Origin of the sequence: Microcoleus sp. B3-D7 (assembly GCF_036705305.1) — a bacterium.
Classification (GTDB): Bacteria; Cyanobacteriota; Cyanobacteriia; order Cyanobacteriales; family Microcoleaceae; genus Microcoleus.
Genome location: NZ_JAUBUE010000011.1, coordinates 99,864 through 118,565, shown reverse-complemented (window position 1 = coordinate 118,565; position 18,702 = coordinate 99,864). Strand labels below are relative to the sequence as shown.

Annotated in this window: 13 protein-coding genes; 10 read left to right on the top strand and 3 right to left on the bottom strand. The window is 45.9% G+C overall.

The window, feature by feature from the left end:
* Positions 1–378: 378 nt before the first annotated feature.
* The 8 genes from QUB25_RS11045 to QUB25_RS11010 all read left to right on the top strand — a co-directional run bounded on the left by QUB25_RS11045 (position 379) and on the right by QUB25_RS11010 (position 7,972).
* On the top strand, positions 379–2,052 hold the full coding sequence (locus QUB25_RS11045; protein WP_333064625.1) for an ABC transporter ATP-binding protein: 1,674 nt from the start codon (positions 379–381) through the stop codon (positions 2,050–2,052).
* 126 nt (positions 2,053–2,178) lie between these two features.
* Positions 2,179–3,252 (top strand): RNA polymerase sigma factor, RpoD/SigA family, encoded by a 1,074-nt coding sequence (locus tag QUB25_RS11040; RefSeq protein WP_333183344.1) that lies wholly within the window; start codon positions 2,179–2,181, stop codon positions 3,250–3,252.
* A 175-nt stretch (positions 3,253–3,427) separates the two neighbouring features.
* On the top strand, positions 3,428–3,919 hold the full coding sequence (locus tag QUB25_RS11035) for a GNAT family N-acetyltransferase (RefSeq protein WP_333183342.1): 492 nt from the start codon (positions 3,428–3,430) through the stop codon (positions 3,917–3,919).
* A 242-nt stretch (positions 3,920–4,161) separates the two neighbouring features.
* Positions 4,162–4,368 (top strand): glycogen debranching protein, encoded by a 207-nt coding sequence (locus QUB25_RS11030; protein WP_333038077.1) that lies wholly within the window; start codon positions 4,162–4,164, stop codon positions 4,366–4,368.
* A gap of 374 nt (positions 4,369–4,742) precedes the next feature.
* Positions 4,743–5,738, top strand: a complete 996-nt coding sequence (locus QUB25_RS11025; protein ID WP_333183340.1) for an AEC family transporter — start codon at positions 4,743–4,745, stop codon at positions 5,736–5,738.
* Between the two features lie 74 nt (positions 5,739–5,812).
* Entirely contained in the window at positions 5,813–6,631 is an 819-nt protein-coding gene (locus QUB25_RS11020) for a Uma2 family endonuclease (RefSeq protein WP_333183338.1), read from the top strand.
* 76 nt (positions 6,632–6,707) lie between these two features.
* On the top strand, positions 6,708–7,121 hold the full coding sequence (locus QUB25_RS11015; protein WP_333183336.1) for a nuclear transport factor 2 family protein: 414 nt from the start codon (positions 6,708–6,710) through the stop codon (positions 7,119–7,121).
* Positions 7,122–7,483: 362 nt separating this feature from the next.
* Complete coding sequence (locus QUB25_RS11010) at positions 7,484–7,972, top strand: hypothetical protein (RefSeq protein WP_333183334.1); 489 nt, start codon at positions 7,484–7,486, stop codon at positions 7,970–7,972.
* A gap of 123 nt (positions 7,973–8,095) precedes the next feature.
* Here QUB25_RS11010 and QUB25_RS11005 read toward each other — a convergent pair whose 3' ends face one another.
* The 3 genes from QUB25_RS11005 to QUB25_RS10995 all read right to left on the bottom strand — a co-directional run bounded on the left by QUB25_RS11005 (position 8,096) and on the right by QUB25_RS10995 (position 10,319).
* Positions 8,096–8,764 carry a 2OG-Fe dioxygenase family protein gene (locus QUB25_RS11005; RefSeq protein ID WP_333183333.1) on the bottom strand — a complete coding sequence of 223 codons (669 nt, stop codon included), beginning with the start codon at positions 8,762–8,764 and terminating at the stop codon, positions 8,096–8,098.
* Positions 8,765–8,952: 188 nt separating this feature from the next.
* Positions 8,953–9,717 (bottom strand): HpcH/HpaI aldolase family protein, encoded by a 765-nt coding sequence (locus tag QUB25_RS11000; protein ID WP_006634056.1) that lies wholly within the window; start codon positions 9,715–9,717, stop codon positions 8,953–8,955.
* 89 nt (positions 9,718–9,806) lie between these two features.
* Positions 9,807–10,319 carry a hypothetical protein gene (locus QUB25_RS10995; RefSeq protein ID WP_333183330.1) on the bottom strand — a complete coding sequence of 171 codons (513 nt, stop codon included), beginning with the start codon at positions 10,317–10,319 and terminating at the stop codon, positions 9,807–9,809.
* A gap of 161 nt (positions 10,320–10,480) precedes the next feature.
* Here QUB25_RS10995 and QUB25_RS10990 point away from each other — a divergent pair, with 161 nt between their 5' ends.
* Positions 10,481–12,589, top strand: a complete 2,109-nt coding sequence (locus QUB25_RS10990) for an FAD-dependent oxidoreductase (RefSeq protein WP_333183328.1) — start codon at positions 10,481–10,483, stop codon at positions 12,587–12,589.
* Positions 12,590–12,881: 292 nt separating this feature from the next.
* A complete protein-coding gene (locus tag QUB25_RS10985; protein WP_333183326.1) occupies positions 12,882–18,701 on the top strand; it encodes a HAMP domain-containing protein in 5,820 nt (1,939 codons plus the stop codon).
* Position 18,702 lies beyond the last annotated feature (1 nt).

Here is an 18,702-nt window from a genome sequence, read left to right as displayed (position 1 = left end):
TTGACTGGTGTTAGTAAACGGTTGGTCGGTTAATGATGTAGTGATAAAATCTTTGTTTGTAGCAATTTCTATTGGTATTTACAAACAGCATAGTTGACGGTTGACTGTTAACGGTTGACTGTTGACTGTTGTTAGTAAGCGGTTGGTCGGTTAATGATGTAGTGATAAAATCTTTGTTTGTAGCAATTTATATTGGTATTTACAAATAGCATATCGGTCTCTGGCCAATAACTAATAAGTCCTGAACCCTACTAATAACTAACAACTAACCGCCACTATATTGATAAATAACAAAAGACAACAGACAAAAGACAACAGACAAAAGACAACAGTTAACCGTCAACAGACAACAGACAACAGACTAAGGACAAATGACTAATGACTAATGACTCTTCTCTATTTTCCGTTGACAATCTGCGAGTAGCTTATCCTCAGCGGCGAGGCCAATCTGGTTGGGCCGTTGACGGGGTTTCCCTGACGCTGAAACCGGGGGAAAAGCTCGGATTAGTTGGGGAGTCTGGGTGCGGTAAGTCAACTTTGGGAAGGGCGGCGATGCGGTTGCTGCCGGATTCAACGCTGATTGAGGGGCGAGTTAGTTTTGCTGGAGAGTCGGTGTTTGATATGAATGCTTCGCGGCTGAGACGGTTTCGGGGCGAAGCTGTAGCATTGATTTTTCAAGATCCGATGACTCGTCTCGATCCTTTGATGACTGTAGGAGAACATTGCATCGAGACTTTGCAAGCTCACAGACCGAATTTGGATCGCAAGCAAGCTAAGAAACGGGCAATAGAAACTCTGGAAGCTGTGAAAATTCCCGCGTCTCGCTGGTCGCAATTTCCCCACGAATTTAGCGGCGGAATGCGGCAAAGAGTAGCAATTGCTTTGGCTCTTTTGCTCGATCCCAAATTAATTGTGGCAGACGAACCGACTACAAGTTTGGACGTAACTGTAGCCGCCCAGATTTTGCAGGAATTAACCAGACTTTGCGAGGAACGGGGAACGGCTATTTTGTTGATTTCTCACGATTTGGCGATGGTGGCTGAGTATTGCGATCGCATTGCGGTGATGTACGGCGGTAAAGTCGTAGAAACAGGGCCGGTGCAAAACGTTTTTGAAAAGCCCCAGCACGAATATACTCGATCGCTCCTCAAAGCAGCTTTGCACATTCAAGCCGATTCTGAAAAAGGGTTAGCATTCGAGGAAATCAGGACTGAAGCCGTTACTGCAAACTTAACAAATTCGCCTCTTTTGACCGTAACGAATTTGCAGCAACACTACAGTTTAGAAAGCAATTTATTGGATCAGTTGTTTTCCAGGAATCGCCAGGTAATTAAAGCAGTAGACGGCGTTAGTTTAGAGCTACAACGGGGAGAAATTCTAGGGCTGGTGGGGGAGTCCGGCTGCGGCAAAAGTACCTTGTCACGCACGATTTTGCAGCTAATTACCGCGACGGGCGGCAAAGTTGTATTTCAAGGAATAGATATAACTGCCCTGAACCGCGATGCTGTGAGGAAGCACCGCCGCGAAATGCAAATGATCTTTCAAGACCCCCACGCTTGCCTGAATCCGATGATGACTGTCGGGCAAAGTATTGCTGACCCTTTGTTTATTCACAAATTAGCTAATGGCAGCGAAGCTAAAAAACAAGTAATCCAAATGTTAGAGCGGGTGGGTTTAACTCCAGGGGAGGATTTCTTTCGCCGCTATCCGGGGGAATTGTCAGGAGGACAACAGCAGCGAGTTTCGATCGCCCGCGCTTTGATTACTCGGCCGCAACTGATAATTTGCGACGAACCTGTGAGTATGCTGGATGCCAGCGTGCAGACTCAAGTTTTAGAGCTGATGTTGGAGTTGAAGCAAGAATTTAATTTGACTTATCTGTTTATTACGCACGATTTGTGGGTGGCGAGATTTTTTTGCGATCGCATTGCGGTAATGAATGCTGGAAAAATTGTTGAAATCGGTAAGACTAGGGATATTTTTACTAATCCGCAGCACCCTTATACTCAGCAATTATTGCAGGCAGCTCCTTTACTGGCTCGAACTCAATAGAAAGGTATAAAATTGGGGCCATCTAATTTCTGTCACGAGCTTCTAAATGGATTTCGGAAATTTCCGGTTAAATTGGTTAAAGTTAAGGGATACTTTTCAAATCATTCCACCGACACCAAGCACGATATGGCAGAATCTGACCTAGGCAGTTTTGCGGTGGCACCCGAAGCCTCATTCGCGATCGCACAAGATGAAGACACTGAGATCGATCGTCCGACGGTAGCTCGGTCGTCAGCATACAACAACTGGTCTGCCGACGATCCAGTGGGAGCTTTGTTCAAGGAAATGGCTCGGTATCCTCTACTAACAGCAGCCGAAGAAGTAGAGTTGGCGCGCCGCGTTCAAGAATTGGTAGCCCTGGATGAACTAGAACAGCGTTTGCAGCAGGAATTGGACAGAGTGCCGACAAAAGCTGAACTCGCAACGGCTTTGGGGATAAGCGAAACTCAACTGCAACAGCTTCGCCACCAGTGCCAGTCGGCGAAACGGAAAATGATCAGCTCGAATTTGCGCTTGGTGGTTTCGATTGCCAAACGCTATCTTAATCGGGGCGTGCCTTTTCTCGATTTAATTCAGGAAGGAGCTTTGGGTTTGAATCGGGCAGCCGAAAAGTTCGATCCGGAGAAGGGTTACAAGTTTTCTACTTATGCCTATTGGTGGATTCGCCAAGGAATTACCCGGACAATTGCCAATCAAGGGCGGACGATTCGCTTGCCTGTTCACATTGTCGAACAGTTAAATAAACTCAAAAAAGTTTATCGAGATTTGAAGCGTTCTCTTCAACGCAATCCAAGTGAAACTGAACTTGCTAGAGAAATGCAAGTTACTTGCGAACAGCTTCGTTACCTCCAGCAAGTACGTCGGCAATCTTTGTCTCTCAACCACCGCATCGGTTCCGAAGAAAGTTCGGAACTTTTGGATGTTCTCGAAGATAACGCGACGCAATCTCCCGAAGCTCAGATGAATGAGATGATGATGCGCCAAGATATTTTGGAGGTGTTGGACAGTATTTTGACTGAGCGGGAAAAAGAGATTGTTGCTATGCGTTACGGTTTGCTGACCGGCGAACCTTACACTTTAGAAGAGGTCAGCAGTTTGTTCAATTTGTCCCGCGAACGAGTCCGTCAAATTCAAAATAAGGCAATGCGAAAGCTGCGCCGCCCTCAAGTGACGGAACGATTGAAGGGCTGGTTGAAATAAGCAAAAAAAATTGAGTTGGCATTTTGAAAAATCTTAAAATTATTGTGGGGTGGCACTCCGAGGCTATCGAAAATATGCTGGTTCAAGGTGGAAAAAATTAATAAAAAATTACAAATTAAAAATGTCTTAATGTGGTATTTTTAATTGTTGATTGTCGCTGACTACTTACTTATTTATGTCTTCTGAGGTAATTTTGCGTCCAGCTACCCGCGCCGACGTGCCGGTGCTGTTTGATTTGATTAAAGCTTTAGCTGAGTACGAAAAATTATCTCATGCCGTTACTGGCAATGCCGTTGATTTGGAGCATCATTTGTTTGGCGATCGACCTTTTGCTGAAGCGATTTTAGCCGAGTGCGAAAATCGAGTTGTGGGCTGGGCGCTGTTTTTTTACAATTATTCTACTTTTTTGACTCAGCCGGGAATTTATTTGGAAGATTTGTTTGTGCTCCCTGAGTTTCGAGGGCGGGGAATTGGCAAATCTTTGATAGTTTATTTAGCGCAGTTGACGGTTGAAAGGGGCTGCGGGCGTTTGGAATGGAGCGTTTTGGATTGGAATGAATTGGCGATCGGATTTTACAAGGGTATTGGTGCTGATGTGATGCCCGACTGGCGGATTTGCCGGGTTGCGGGCGAGTCTTTGGCAACTTTGGCATCCAAACAAGTGTAAAAACCCCTTGATAAGACTGGGCGATTGCAATTGATCCTACAAAAATTTTCGTCTCTCTCGCTTGAGACTAAGAAATCAAGGTGTGTACCGCGCACCTTACAACGAATCAGTAGGGTGCGCCACAAGCACCTTACAACAAATCTGTAGCGCCTCAAATCTTGGGTTGCGTAAATCCGAGTAGATAATTGGCAAAAATATAGGAAAATTTAAATAACAGTAGATTTTGATTGAGAGAGTAGATCGTGATTATTTGGGTAAACGAGCAAATCGATCCGTCGGGCATTCTTTATTCTTGCATTGCTTGTTGCGATGAGACTCAAGCGAAGGATTGCCACGAATCTTTTGAGAAGAATTTGACGGCAGAGCAAAAACAGCAGGGCTGGGTTGCTACCTTGCGGACTGTTAGTTCTTGGGATGAGGTGCCTGTTAATGCTTTGAAATTGAATTAATGAGTGCCAGTCATTAGCAGCTTTAGTATCGCCGTATTTCCGTTAGAGCGAAACGGCAGGAAAACGTTCCACGTCTGTTCGGAAAAAGCAAGATAACTCGATCGCACATTGGTCAAATTAAAAAAGGTTTTGTGAATCTGAAGGCAAAAAGCTGCAAGCATTTGGGGCGGTGAGTCTGAGGATTGTGCCCGGGAAGGTGCGGGAATTTGGGCGGAAATTTTTGGGCCTGGAGTGCTGCGAACACGCTAGGACGAAAAAGCGTGCAAGTGCGATCCTCTTCGAGGGCTCCGCTAACGACAATTCGCATTTCTTAAACGGATTTTAGGATTACTATTAATAGATAGAGGCATTTCCAATTGTCTAGTTAAATTTTTATGATTGAAACCTTATTTCACGCTTATACCCCTCTAGTTATCTGGACGGGCTTAGGACTGCTGCTGTTTCGGTACATCCCAGTTGATTTTCCCAAGCTGCTGAGCCACTTTCTTTTCTGGATTGGGATACCGCTGCAAATTCTAGTTTTAGCCCGTCAGAGCGATTTTTCGGGTGCTGTGGGATTCACGCCGGCGATCGCCATATTCGTGTTATTTCTGAGTACGAGTTTTGCTTGGCTGACTTGGGTATTATTGCGTAGGCTGAGTGCGGCCCACATCCAAAAGCCCTATTTTCAGGGCAAAAATTCTCTGGTAAATTTATTTTTATTAAATTTTAATTCCCTGAAGCGATCGAGCGAAGGGAGTTTTATCCTAGCTGGGATGTTAGGGAATACTGGCTTTGTTGGATTAGCAATCACCCCGTCTATCATCAGCACCGATAACACCAACTGGGCTGTCTTGTACAGCGTCACTAACAATGTTATTGGAACTTATTGTTTCGGTGTATTTATTGCTAGCTATTTTGGGAACTCCGAGCAAAAAAATCACTGGTGGACTCAGATCCGGGACGTGCTGACAGTTCCCGCTCTGTGGGCATTTTTAATTGGTTTTTATACTAGAAACATCCCCCTGCCCGAGACAGTGGAATCGGGATTGGAGACTGCGGTTTGGGTGGTAATTGCCAGTGCTTTACTGCTGGTTGGCATCCGGTTGAGGTCTATTAAGAAATGGGAAAGTTTTGAACTGGCTTTAATCCCGTCGCTGTTAAAAGTGGTAATTGTGCCGGTGTTGATCGGATTGGGTGCTAGTTATTTCGGATTGAGTGGCGATCCGAGGTTCGTGTTGGTGTTGATGTCGGGAACGCCCACAGCTCTTTCGGTGCTAATTTTAGCAGAAGTCTACGAGCTCGATCGCGATTTGTTAGCTAGCAGCATCGCCATCACTTCTGTCGGGTTGCTGTTGATGCTTCCGCTGTGGTTAGCTGGGTTTAGTTAATATTAGCTAGAGTTTCAAATCGGATTGCTTTAAAATTTCGCAGTACAATCAACCATAACTGCACGGAAAAGACTATGAATGAGATAATAACTGCTACAGGTCTGCCTCCTGCATTCCCCGATCATACCCAACTGCCAGACGAAGACGGTACATTTGTGAAAAATTTTCAGGAGCATCCCCAGAGCATCATTCTGACAGATTCGATCGGGCCGGTTGTAGAGCGACTGCATCCAGATGGACAATATGCGATCGGGCAAGATTGCGGCATTTACTGGCGAGAAACTGACCCGCCAGAGCGAGGTGCAGAAGCACCGGATTGGTTTTACGTGCCGAATGTACCCGCAACACTCGATGGTTTTCGCCGTTCTTATGTACTTTGGCGAGAACACATGGCTCCGTTCATTGCTTTAGAATTTGCTAGCGGTAATGGAGAGGAAGAGCGCGATCGTACTCCCTTGACTGTGGCCGCTGACGGTACCAGCACTAAACCGGGTAAGTTTTGGGTGTACGAGAGAATTATCCGCATTCCTTACTACGGCATTTATGAAATGAGAACGGGCAATTTAGAGGTCTATCACCTAATAGATTTTGTGTATCGAAGGATGGAGCCAAACGAACGCGGTCACTATCCCATTCCTGTACTAGATGTAGAATTGGGAATGTGGCAGGGAAGCTATCAAAATCAAGAACTTCTTTGGCTACGGTGGTGGGATTCGCAGGGGAATTTGCTGTTAACTGGCTCCGAACAAGTTGAAATTGAGCGGGCTAGAACCGAGCAAGAACGGGAAAGAGCTGAACAAGAACGGGAAAGAGCCGAACAAGCAGAGCGAAAAGTTACCCAGTTAGCCGATCGACTGCGAGCAATGGGAATCGATCCCGATGCTGAGGATTGATATCAAATTCCCAAAACTCTCTCTGTAGCGCGAGCATCCCGTAATTTATCTTTTTTAATCACAAAAAACAAAGCTGATGGAAACTAAACCTCCTCTACCGCCCTTTACGTTGGAAACAGCTAAAGCCAAAGTTCAAGCTGCTGAAGATGCCTGGAATACCCGCGATCCAGAACGAGTAGCCTTAGCTTATACGGAAGATTCTCAGTGGCGAAACCGTGCCGAATTCTTCAGCGGACGGGAAGAAATCAAGGCTTTTTTAAGACGAAAATGGGCAAAGGAATTAGATTACCGTTTAAAGAAAGAACTGTGGAGTTTTACAGAGAATCGGATTTCTGTTCGTTTCGAGTATGAGTGGCATGATGATTCTGGCTACTGGTATCGCGCCTATGGTAATGAACAGTGGGAATTTGCAGAAAATGGGTTAATGCGAAGACGTGAAGCTAGCATTAATGATGTTCCAATTCAAGAGTCTGAACGGAAGTTTCGATAAAATTTATCTGTGAGTTGCTAGACGCATAAACCTGGTTTTTTAGGAAAATATGCAGGTTTATAGTAAGAACTTTAGTCATGATTGACTAAAAGCCAGAAAGACGAATAAAGTCCTCACTACTAACGAAAGGTTTGTAGTAAGGAGTTGAGTCATGATTATAACTCTTGCAAAAATACAAAGCACCTCACCCCAAACCTCCCCTTGAATCAGGGGAGGAGGCAAGATTATTCTTGTTTCCCCCCTTAATAAGGGGGGACTTGCGGGGGGTGAATTTGACTTTTGCAAGAACTCTAGAGAAGTTTATAGAGCATCTGCGATGGTGTAGAATCTGAAAAAACAATTTTAATGGAGTTTTGTTGCAAATGAAATTTTTGGCGATCGAAACACTAATTGTTAGTTCTATCCTTCTGTCAATCTCATCATTGTCCTCTGCTCAAAGTAATCAACAGGGCTCTACAATTCTCCCCACAGGAGCTTACTACGCTCAAGGAACAATGTTCAATAACTCCCGTAGAGAGATTGCACATCAAAACAATAGAATCTGCATCAAGATCGTCGATGGCCCTGCAAATCCCTACAAAGGAGTCGAATCTATCACAATTAGCAGCGTGTCTTTGGAAAATGGCAAATACTATATTGATGCAACTGGCACAGAGCTAGTATTAAAAAACAATGGAAAAGCATTCTCTGGCGACATTCGCGGTACATGGGAGTATAGAGGTATCTCGCCCGATCCAAGGAGTCAACCCATACAAGCTGAAAAAATGGCAGAATGTGTAGCTGCTCAAGGACGATATATGCAGAAGATGGAAGGAATATCCATTTCAGGAATCGATTTTCCCAAGCATTAACCTCGATCGAGATGGGTGGGGGCGAAACCAAAAGGTGCTCTGTGAGATCCAGTAATCGGTAATCGAAGTAAGGTGCGGAGTACGCACCCTACTTCATTAGGTTATGCGTCCAAGACTGTATCCTCAATCGCAAAGCAAACTCGGAGAAGTCAGCACAAAGACATCCCTGGTTCCCACCCCTTCAGATTCCGGTTTAATCGGCGTAGTAAAGTGGAAAAACTCGTGGTCGTTAACTAACAGCAATTCCCCTGGCTGCAGAACTTTATTAAAAACAGGCTTCTCTTTTTTAGCCAAGTACAAATGCGTTTCCCCGCCTACAATATTAGTTCTGTCAACCGAGAAAATCCCGATAAAATCAGTACCGTCTTGGTGAATGCCTTCCGGTGCGGGGTTGCCGAAATTGTGCGGCGAACAAGTCGTCCTGATTTGATGGATGCCGATTTCAGCTTCCGGGTGAATTTTGCAGGAATCGAAAAAAGCAAAAATCATCTGTTTGAAATTATCGAGGGCGATTAGCCGATCGTCCAATTCGGCAAATTCCCGCCTGATATCACCCACTAGCGGATTGTATGTTTTGCTTTGAAACAAATAGCCGTGAGGTAACTTAACTAACTCATCTCCGTTGACTGTAAACCGCGATAATCTTCTAGAACGATACTTACCTTTCACATACGGATCGACAGGCATATCGTCAAAAAATTCCTTGAAACCTTCTAGCTTAATCGAGTTTACTTTTTTGAAAGTAAACATGAAGGCATAATCCAAATGAATGGATTCTAATACGGTTTTCATAGATTTTACTCCCTGAAGCCTTGCTCCCCTCCCTAATTTTGCCTTGAGGAGGTGTATGCTTCTACTCTAGCGCAGGTTTTTTGGTAGTGTCGTAAAAGACACTACCAAAATTGCAAAGATATCGTAAAGCTTGCAAGATGAATCCGGGGGCTTGTTCTTCTTTTAATCCAAAATCCAAAATCTAAAATCTAAAATCGATTGACCGCTTTCACCAGCGACTGACAGGCCCGCAGGAAAACGGCAACATCGACCCCAAGTGTGACGTACTGAACGCCAGCATCAATCCACTGCTGGGCGATTTCGGGGTTGTCAGCAAAAGTACCCGCGGCTTTGCCTGCTTTGCGGATGGTTTGCACTGCCTCCTGCATCATGTCGATGACTCGGGGATCGCGGACTTGGCCGGGAATGCCGATCGACTGTGACAGATCGTAAGGCCCTAGAAAAATCACGTCCACCTCTGGCACAGTAACAATTTCTGCCAGGTTGTCGATGCCACCTTTGCCTTCGACATGAATCACAACTAAGGATTCTTCGTTGAGTCGATCGGTGATATTTGTACCTGCGGCGGTGTAAAGTCCCGCCCGCGTAGCGAAGGAAAGGCCTCGCGTGCCCAGAGGACTGTATTTAGCGCTTTTGACAGCGGTTTCGGCATCAATTTTGCTTTCAATTTGAGGTACTTGAACGCCTGCACTGCCGATATCGAGAGCTCGTTGAATTTGCGGCCCGTCATTTTTGCGGACGCGAATAATCGGTGCAATTCCAGTGCAGTCGGCGGCGCGACACAAATCTTCAGCAGCAAGCGGGTTCAGGGGGCCGTGTTCCATATCGATAACGGCGAAATCGAATCCAGCGTGACCGCATATTTCCATGAATGCGGGATAAGCGCAGTTCATAAATAAACCGAGGACTGTTTCCCCTTGTTTAATTTTTTGTTTGAGTTGATTTTGACGCATAAATTTGGAGTTTTTTTACCGCCGCTGACGGCCGATGAACCTAAATTGTTTTTAATAATACAGCTAAAATATTGCCGTTACAAATTACTTTAGGTTAACAGAATAGACAAAAATTTTGTAGCTGCTTTTGCTTCTATTTTAAAAGGAATCAAGCATAAAAGCCAGCCAAAAATAAACATTCCTAAAATTGGTAAAAATATTGCTCCCACGGAGGGTTCGACCAACCAAGCAAATAAAGCAAACATTCCAATACTGCCAGTTGTCCACAGCCAAAGAATCAAAATTCCTATAACTATTTTATGTAAAGTCATCCTAATTTTGATGGAACAACCGAACTGTTGAGTCTGTATTTCTGCTTGTATAATTGGGAACAATAAATTTCGACCGATCATGATGCGATTGATTGTGAAGGTTTTGCCAGAAATCGTTCCTTCATAGGGTTTAGCAGGTGGCGGCCCAAAGGGTATAATTATTCTAACAACTTTGGGAGGAGTAACAACTTCGTCCAACCTGCGTAAAACCTCCGAAAAAGTTAAACTGGTGGTAATTGTTAAACTCTCAAAAGGAATCAATGACCTAAAAATTTTGACAATTTTGAGCATAAGGTAGAGCCGGCTGTTCAATAGTTGTTGCTGGTATTAATGCCTCTTCTCTAAAAAAGTTTTCCCTGACAACACCGCGAAATACCAGTATACTGCAAAATAAACATTTAGATGGCATGAGTGTTTTTCGCGCTATGTCAAAATTAATTCCACAATCTCTGATGAAACTTCGACAGTATCTATTTTTGCTCAAAGGTCGATCGATCCTTAGCCTCACCCTCGGCATAGTTTCCGCGATAGGGAGCATTTCGCCAGTATTTGCCGCACCTCCGCGCAATCCAGACAATGCAGAAACTTGCGACATTCTAGTAGCAGGCGGGGGGCTCGCAGGCGCTGCTACCGCTTACGAAGGTTTGCTGGCGGGGCGCACAGTTTGCCTTACTGAAATTACTGACTGGGTAGGCGGTCAAATTTCCTCCCAGGGAACTTCCGCACTCGATGAAAGAGAGACTCAGCGATCGCTCTTATTTTACCCCCGCGGCTACCTCGAATTGCGGGGGCGGATCAAGGAACATTACGGGCGGCTAAATCCTGGAGGCTGTTGGGTTAGCTATTCGTGTTTCATGCCCTACGACGGTCACAAAATTCTATTTAACATCTTGCAGGATGCCGCTAGAAAAGGCAAAGGCACGTTGAAATGGTTTCCCAATACGGTTGTTAAAGAACTAGCAATTACTCCTGCTGTGGGGGGAAATGCGGTTGGGGGTCAACAAATTAAAAGTGCGATCGCCATTCAACACAAACCCGCCGCCAACACGCCACCACTCAACACCGAAACTCTTTCTCAAACTATCGAAGATGCCTATCGCTACGAAAATTCTCCGCGATTTAACAAAACTATTATTCGGTTTATTTCTAAAGCCTCTCAGAACCCCCCTAACAAAAAAAGGGGCGGAGATTCCCCAAGTTCCCCGCCTTTACAAGGGGGTGCTGATTGGTACGTTGTAGATGCCACTGAAACAGGCGAATTGATCGGACTTGCCGATGTTCCCTACCGCCTCGGAATTGACCCGCGTTCCCCCCTCGAACCTTCCTCTCCCAGCGCCACCGGCGACGCTTACTGCACTCAAGGTTTTACCTACACCTTTGCGATGCAGGCAACGAAGGAACCGCAGCAGCATCAAGTGCCGTCTTTTTATCAACAATACGCTCCTTACTACAGCTACGAATTGCAGAGATTGGCGAGCTTTCCCTTAGTTTTCACCTACCGCCAAATCAGGAGCATGAGACCGGATGAAAAGCGACCTTCAGACCCGAAGCAATTCCCGATTTATCCGGGGGATATATCGATGCAAAACTGGACTTGGGGCAATGACTATCGTCCCGGTTCTGCCCAGGATAATTTAATTTATTCTCGCGAGCAGTTGGAAGAAGCAGGTCAACTGCAACCGGGGGGATGGATGGGCGGTTTGCGAACCGAAACTTTGCGAAAGGGAGAGGAAAATGCCAAAGGATTTTTCTACTGGCTGGTAACAGGAACTACTGACTCACAGCTAGGAGATGGAGTGAAAAAGCCTAATCCAAACAATCGTTTTTTGAGCGGGTTGGATTCGCCGATGGGGACGGTGCACGGACTTTCTAAATATCCTTATATGCGGGAGGGCCGGCGCATTATTGGGCGGCCGAGTTTCAATCAGCCTCAAGGTTTTATGGTGTGGGAAGTTGATATGTCTCGCACTGACTTTACGGCTGATTTTTATCGCCAGAATTTGTCGGAGGAAGAGTATCGGAGTTTGTGGTTGGCTGTGGGTGGTTTGAATGCGCCGGCTTTGGCTGTAGGAAGTCAATCTGTTGAGGATACAAAATCGCGATCGCGCGCTACGATTTATCCTGATTCTGTGGGTATCGGTCATTATGCGATCGACTTTCACCCCTGCATGACCAACAGTCCGCCGGAAGCACCGGGAAATACCGAACGCGAAGGCACTCGCAAAGCTCAAGGGCAAGCTTATCCGTTCCAAATTCCGCTGCGGGCAATGATTCCCCAGAAAATTGACAATATGTTAGTAGCGGGTAAAAGTATTGCTGTTAGCCACACAGCGGCGGCTGCTTATCGAGTGCATTCTTTTGAATGGTCTGCCGGTGCGGCGGCGGGAGTTACGGCTGCTTTTTCCCTAGAAAAGGGGATTCTACCTTATGAATTAGTGGACGAATTGCCCTCCCGCAAGCCAAACTTGGAAGTGTTACAGTTGCGGTTGCAACAAAATGCCAATCCCATCGCATTTCCGGGTACTTCTATTTTCAATAGTTCGTGGCAAAATTGGAAATAATCGCAGTTGGTAATCTGTAGGGCGGGCATCCTGCCCGCCCTACAATAAAATTCACTCTTTGTAGAACAGGGTGGAACAGGCTTTCGGGCTTGTTCGTGACACCCGACAATTAACTGGTTACTAAGAAGAGCCTGCGAACCACTATAAAATAACCAATAACAAAATAGCTGATAAACAGCAATTTGTCATCCATCTTTCGATAGAAGCAATCAGACACTGCTTTAGTCGGATAATATCAATAATCTCAAAAATATTCCCCCCTTCCCCTCCAAACTCGTCAAAGGTAACGGCCATGTCAACTGCACAGATAACAGCCCCCAATTCCAATAATGCTTATGCCAAACAGTTACTTAGAACCTTAGTGGCCGTCAAAAAAGGGGACTTTTCAGTTCGGATGCCCATAGACCAGACCGGTCTAGCGGGGAAAATTGCTGACGAACTGAACGACATTATCGATCTCAATGAGAGAATGGCGGCCGAACTCGAGCGGATCGGCACAGTTGTCGGTAAAGAAGGCAAAATCGCCCAGCGGGCCACCATCGGCAGCGCCGAGGGGTCATGGGCAGCTAGCGTAAACTCTGTCAATACCCTAATTACAGATTTAGTGCAACCAACCTCTGAAACCGCCAGAGTAATTCGGGCCGTAGCAAAAGGAGATTTATCGCAAACTATCGCCTTAGAAATAGAAGACAGACCCCTCAAAGGAGAATTCCTCCAAACAGCGCAAATTGTTAACACAATGGTAGACCAATTGAGCTCCTTTGCGTCGGAAGTAACGCGGGTGGCTAGGGAAGTGGGAACCGAAGGGAAGTTAGGCGTGCAAGCTGAAGTTAAAGGAGTTGCTGGAACTTGGAAAGATTTAACGGATTCAGTTAACTCGATGGCGGGGAATTTAACAGCACAAGTGCGTAACATTGCTGAAGTGACAACGGCGGTGGCAAATGGCGACTTGTCGAAGAAAATTACCGTAGATGTAAAAGGTGAAATTCTCGAACTGAAAAACACGATTAACATCATGGTGGATCAGTTGAGTTCCTTCGCATCTGAAGTAACGCGGGTGGCGAGAGAAGTGGGAACCGAAGGCAAATTAGGGGTGCAAGCTGAAGTGCGGGGAGTTGCAGGAACCTGGAAAGATTTAACGGATTCAGTTAACTCCATGGCCGGCAATCTTACGGCACAAGTACGGAACATTGCCGACGTGACGACGGCTGTGGCAAATGGTGACTTATCTAAAAAAATTACAGTAGATGTTAAAGGTGAAATTCTGGAGTTAAAAAACACGATTAACATCATGGTGGATCAGTTAAATTCCTTCGCATCTGAGGTAACGCGGGTGGCGAGAGAAGTAGGTTCCGAAGGCAAACTCGGCGGTCAAGCTGAGGTGAAAGGAGTTGCCGGAACTTGGAAGGATTTAACGGATAGCGTTAACTTCATGGCAGGCAGTTTGACAGCACAAGTGCGGAACATCGCGGAAGTGACAACCGCTGTGGCAAAGGGCGATTTATCTAAGAAAATTACAGTAGATGTTAAAGGGGAAATTCTCGAACTCAAAAACACCGTCAACACGATGGTTGACCAGTTAAATTCCTTCGCATCTGAAGTAACCAGGGTTGCTAGGGAAGTGGGAACCGAAGGGAAATTAGGCGTGCAAGCTGAAGTGCAGGAAGTAGCAGGAACCTGGAAAGATTTAACGGATTCAGTTAACTCGATGGCCGGAAATTTAACAGCACAAGTCCGCAACATTGCTGAGGTGACGACGGCTGTTGCTAACGGTGACTTATCTAAAAAAATTACGGTACAGGTTAAAGGCGAAATTTTAGAACTGAAAAACACCATTAACGTGATGGTGGATCAGCTTAATTCCTTTGCATCTGAAGTAACCAGGGTTGCTAGGGAAGTGGGTTCCGAAGGTAAACTCGGCGGTCAAGCGGATGTCCGAGGCGTAGCAGGAACTTGGAAGGATTTAACGGATTCAGTTAATTTTATGGCGGGTAGTTTGACAGAGCAAGTACGGAATATTGCGGCTGTTACTACTGCTGTGGCAAATGGCGACTTGTCGAAGAAAATTACTGTAGATGTAAAAGGTGAAATTCTGGAGTTAAAAAACACCGTCAACACGATGGTGGATCAGTTAAATTCCTTTGCTTCAGAAGTAACCAGGGTTGCGAGGGAAGTGGGAACGGAAGGGAAGTTAGGCGTGCAAGCTGAAGTTAAAGGAGTTGCTGGAACCTGGAAAGATTTAACGGATTCAGTTAACTCAATGGCGGGGAATTTAACAGCACAAGTGCGTAACATTGCCGAAGTGACAACGGCGGTGGCAAATGGCGACTTGTCGAAGAAAATTACTGTAGATGTAAAAGGTGAAATTCTCGAACTGAAAAACACGATTAACATCATGGTGGATCAGTTGAGTTCCTTCGCATCTGAAGTAACGCGGGTGGCGAGAGAAGTGGGAACGGAAGGTAAATTAGGCGTGCAAGCTTACGTGCGGGGTGTAGGGGGAACTTGGAAAGATTTAACCGACAACGTAAACTTGATGGCGGGGAATTTGACGGCGCAGGTGCGGAATATTGCGGAAGTGACGAAAGCGGTGGCAAATGGCGATTTGTCTAAGAAAATCACCGTCGATGTCAAAGGCGAAATTCTGGAGTTGAAAGACACTATTAACGTGATGGTGGATCAGCTTAATTCCTTCGCATCTGAGGTAACGCGGGTGGCGCGGGAGGTGGGAACTGAGGGTAAATTGGGCGGTCAAGCTGAGGTGAAAGGAGTTGCGGGAACTTGGAAAGATTTAACCGACAATGTAAACTCGATGGCGGGGAATTTGACAGCGCAAGTGCGGGGTATTGCTAAGGTTGTGACGGCGGTGGCAAATGGCGATTTGAAGCGCAAATTAATGCTGGAAGCTAAGGGAGAAATTGCGACTCTGGCAGATACGATTAACGAGATGATTGATACGCTGGCGACGTTTGCCGATCAAGTTACTACCGTGGCGCGGGAGGTGGGAATTGAAGGGAAATTGGGCGGCCAGGCGAAGGTTCCGGGCGCGGCGGGGACGTGGCGAGATTTGACGGATAATGTGAATGAATTGGCGGCGAATTTGACTACTCAGTTGCGGGCGATCGCCGAAGTGGCAATTGCTGTTACCAGAGGCGATTTAACGAGGTCAATTTCCGTCGCCACGGAAGGAGAAGTTGCGATCGTTAAGGACAACATTAACCAGATGATCGCCAATCTCCGGGAGACTACGCAGAAAAATACTGAGCAAGATTGGCTGAAAACAAACCTTGCTAAGTTTACTCGAATGCTACAAGGTCAGCGGGATTTAGAAACAGTTTCTAAACTAATTCTCTCAGAATTGACGCCGTTGGTTTCTGCTCAGCATGGCGTCTTCTTCATGATGGAATCGGTCGAACACGATCCGTTTCTCAAACTGTTAAGTACCTACGCCTACCGCGAACGCAAACAGTTAGGAAATCGATTCCATTTAGGCGAAGGTTTGGTAGGACAGTGCGCTCTGGAAAAGGAACGCATACTGTTGACAGAAGTGCCGGAAAACTACGTTAAAATTGGCTCGGGACTGGGAGAATCTACGCCGCTGAATGTGGTGGTTTTACCCGTACTATTTGAGGGACAAGTGACGGCAGTAATCGAGTTAGCTTCGTTCCGCCGATTCAGCGAAATACACTTGACTTTCCTCGACCAACTTACAGAAAGTATCGCCATTGTCTTAAATACAATTGCGGCGAGTATGCGGACGGAAGAGTTGCTGAAACAGTCACAGTCTTTGGCCGAAGAGTTACAAACTCAGCAAAAAGAACTAACGGAAACTAACAAGCGTCTGGAACAACAAGCGCAGTCACTCCGCGCATCTGAGGAACTGTTAAAGAGTCAGCAGGAAGAGTTGCAACAAACGAATGAAGAACTAGAAGAACAAGCGGAATTGCTAGCGCTGCAAAATAAGGAAGTGGAGCGGAAAAACCGAGATATCGAACAGGCGAGGGGGTTGTTGGAAGAAAGAGCAGAACAGTTGGCTCTAACTTCTAAGTATAAGTCGGAGTTTCTGGCAAATATGTCTCACGAGTTGCGAACTCCGCTAAATTCGCTGTTGATTCTGGCTCGATTGCTTTCTGACAATACTGAAGGCAATTTGACTCAGAAGCAAGTTGAATACACGCGCACAATTTACTCGGCGGGAAATGATTTGCTGGGGCTGATTAATGACATCTTGGATCTCGCTAAGATTGAATCTGGCACGATGTCAGTGGAAATAGAGCAAGTGTTGTTTACGGACTTGCGAGATCATTTGGATCGCACTTTCCGCCAAATCGCCCAGGATAAGAAGTTGAGTTTTAAAATAGAGCTTGAGGCTGGGTTGCCAAAAGGTCTCTATACTGATGCTAAACGGCTGCAACAAGTTTTGAAGAATCTCCTCTCTAATGCGTTTAAGTTTACAGAGCGAGGTGAGGTGAAATTGCATGCCGAAGTAGCGCGGGAAGGGTGGAGTTTAGAGATACAAAGTTTAAGGAGTTCCCCTACTGTTTTGGCTTTCTCAGTTAGCGATACCGGGATTGGGATTTCTGCTGAAAAACACAGGGTTATTTTTGAGGCTTTCCAACAAGCAGATGGTAGCACTAGCCGCAAATACGGGGGCACGGGTTTGGGTTTGTCAATTAGTAGAGAAATCGCTAATTTGTTAGGTGGAGAAATTAAATTGACAAGTCGCCCTGGTGAGGGTAGTAGGTTCACGCTTTATCTGCCACAAACTTACCAAGAATCGCGAATAATCAATAATGATACGGGATCGGGAATGGGCAAGCAAACGCCTCAATTATCCCCTGCTAATCCTCCCGCACTTCCTTTGCCGAATTTCCACTTGCCGATCGCGCCTTACCCCTCACCTTTAATCTCTGATGATCGAGAAAATATTGAGAGTGGCGATCGCGTGCTTTTGATTATTGAAGATGATGTAAACTTCGCTCGAATTCTGTTGGATATGGCGCAGGAACAGGGTTTTAAAGGTTTGGTGGCTTTGCGGAGCGATATCGGTTTGGCGATGGCGCGAGAGTTCAAGCCAACTGCGATTATGCTGGATCTAAATTTGCCTGTGATGGATGGCTGGACAGTGCTCGATCGCTTGAAGCACGACCCAAGTACGCGCCACATTCCGGTTCACATCGTATCAGTTGAAGAAGGGCGGCAGCGCAGTTTGCAGTTAGGGGCGATCGCCTACTTACAAAAGCCTGTCAGTCGCGAAGCATTGAGCAAAGCTTTGACTGATATTAAGGGGTTTGTGGAGCGGCCAGTGAAGAATTTGCTAGTCGTGGAAGACGACGAAACACAGCGTCTGAGCATTGTGGATTTAATCGGTAATCACGATGTTTCTACAACGGCTGTGGGGAGTGGTGCAGAGGCGCTAGAAATTTTGAAATCGGGGCATTTTGACTGCGTTGTACTCGATTTGGGACTACCAGATATGACTGGTTTTGAACTGATCGAGCAGATCAAGCAAGAGGCTACTTTGAAAAGTCTGCCGCTTATTATTTATACGGGCAAAGAGTTGACAAGATCCGAAGAAAGTCAACTCAAGCGCATGGCCGAAACAATCATTGTTAAAGATGTGCGATCGCCGGAACGTTTGTTAGATGAAACAGCTTTGTTTTTGCACCGAGTGCAAGCAAATTTGCCCGAACCCAAGCGCCAAATGCTAGAGCAATTGTATCAGACAGATTCGACGCTGGCTGGCAAAACAGTCTTGATTGTTGACGACGATATGCGGAATATTTTCGCCCTCACAAGTATGCTGGAGCGCCATAAAATGGAAGTTGTGTATGCTGAGAATGGCAGAGAGGGTATTGCTAAATTGCAAAATACGCCTGAGATAAATATTGTGTTGATGGACGTGATGATGCCAGAGATGGACGGTTACGAAACCATGCAAGCAATTCGTAATATGCCTCAATTTGCTTCCTTGCCAATGATTGCTCTGACTGCGAAAGCTATGAAGGGCGATCGGGAAAAATGTATCGAAGCTGGTGCGTCTGACTACATTACCAAACCTGTTGATACGGAACAGTTGCTCTCGCTGCTGCGTGTCTGGCTTTATCGATAAT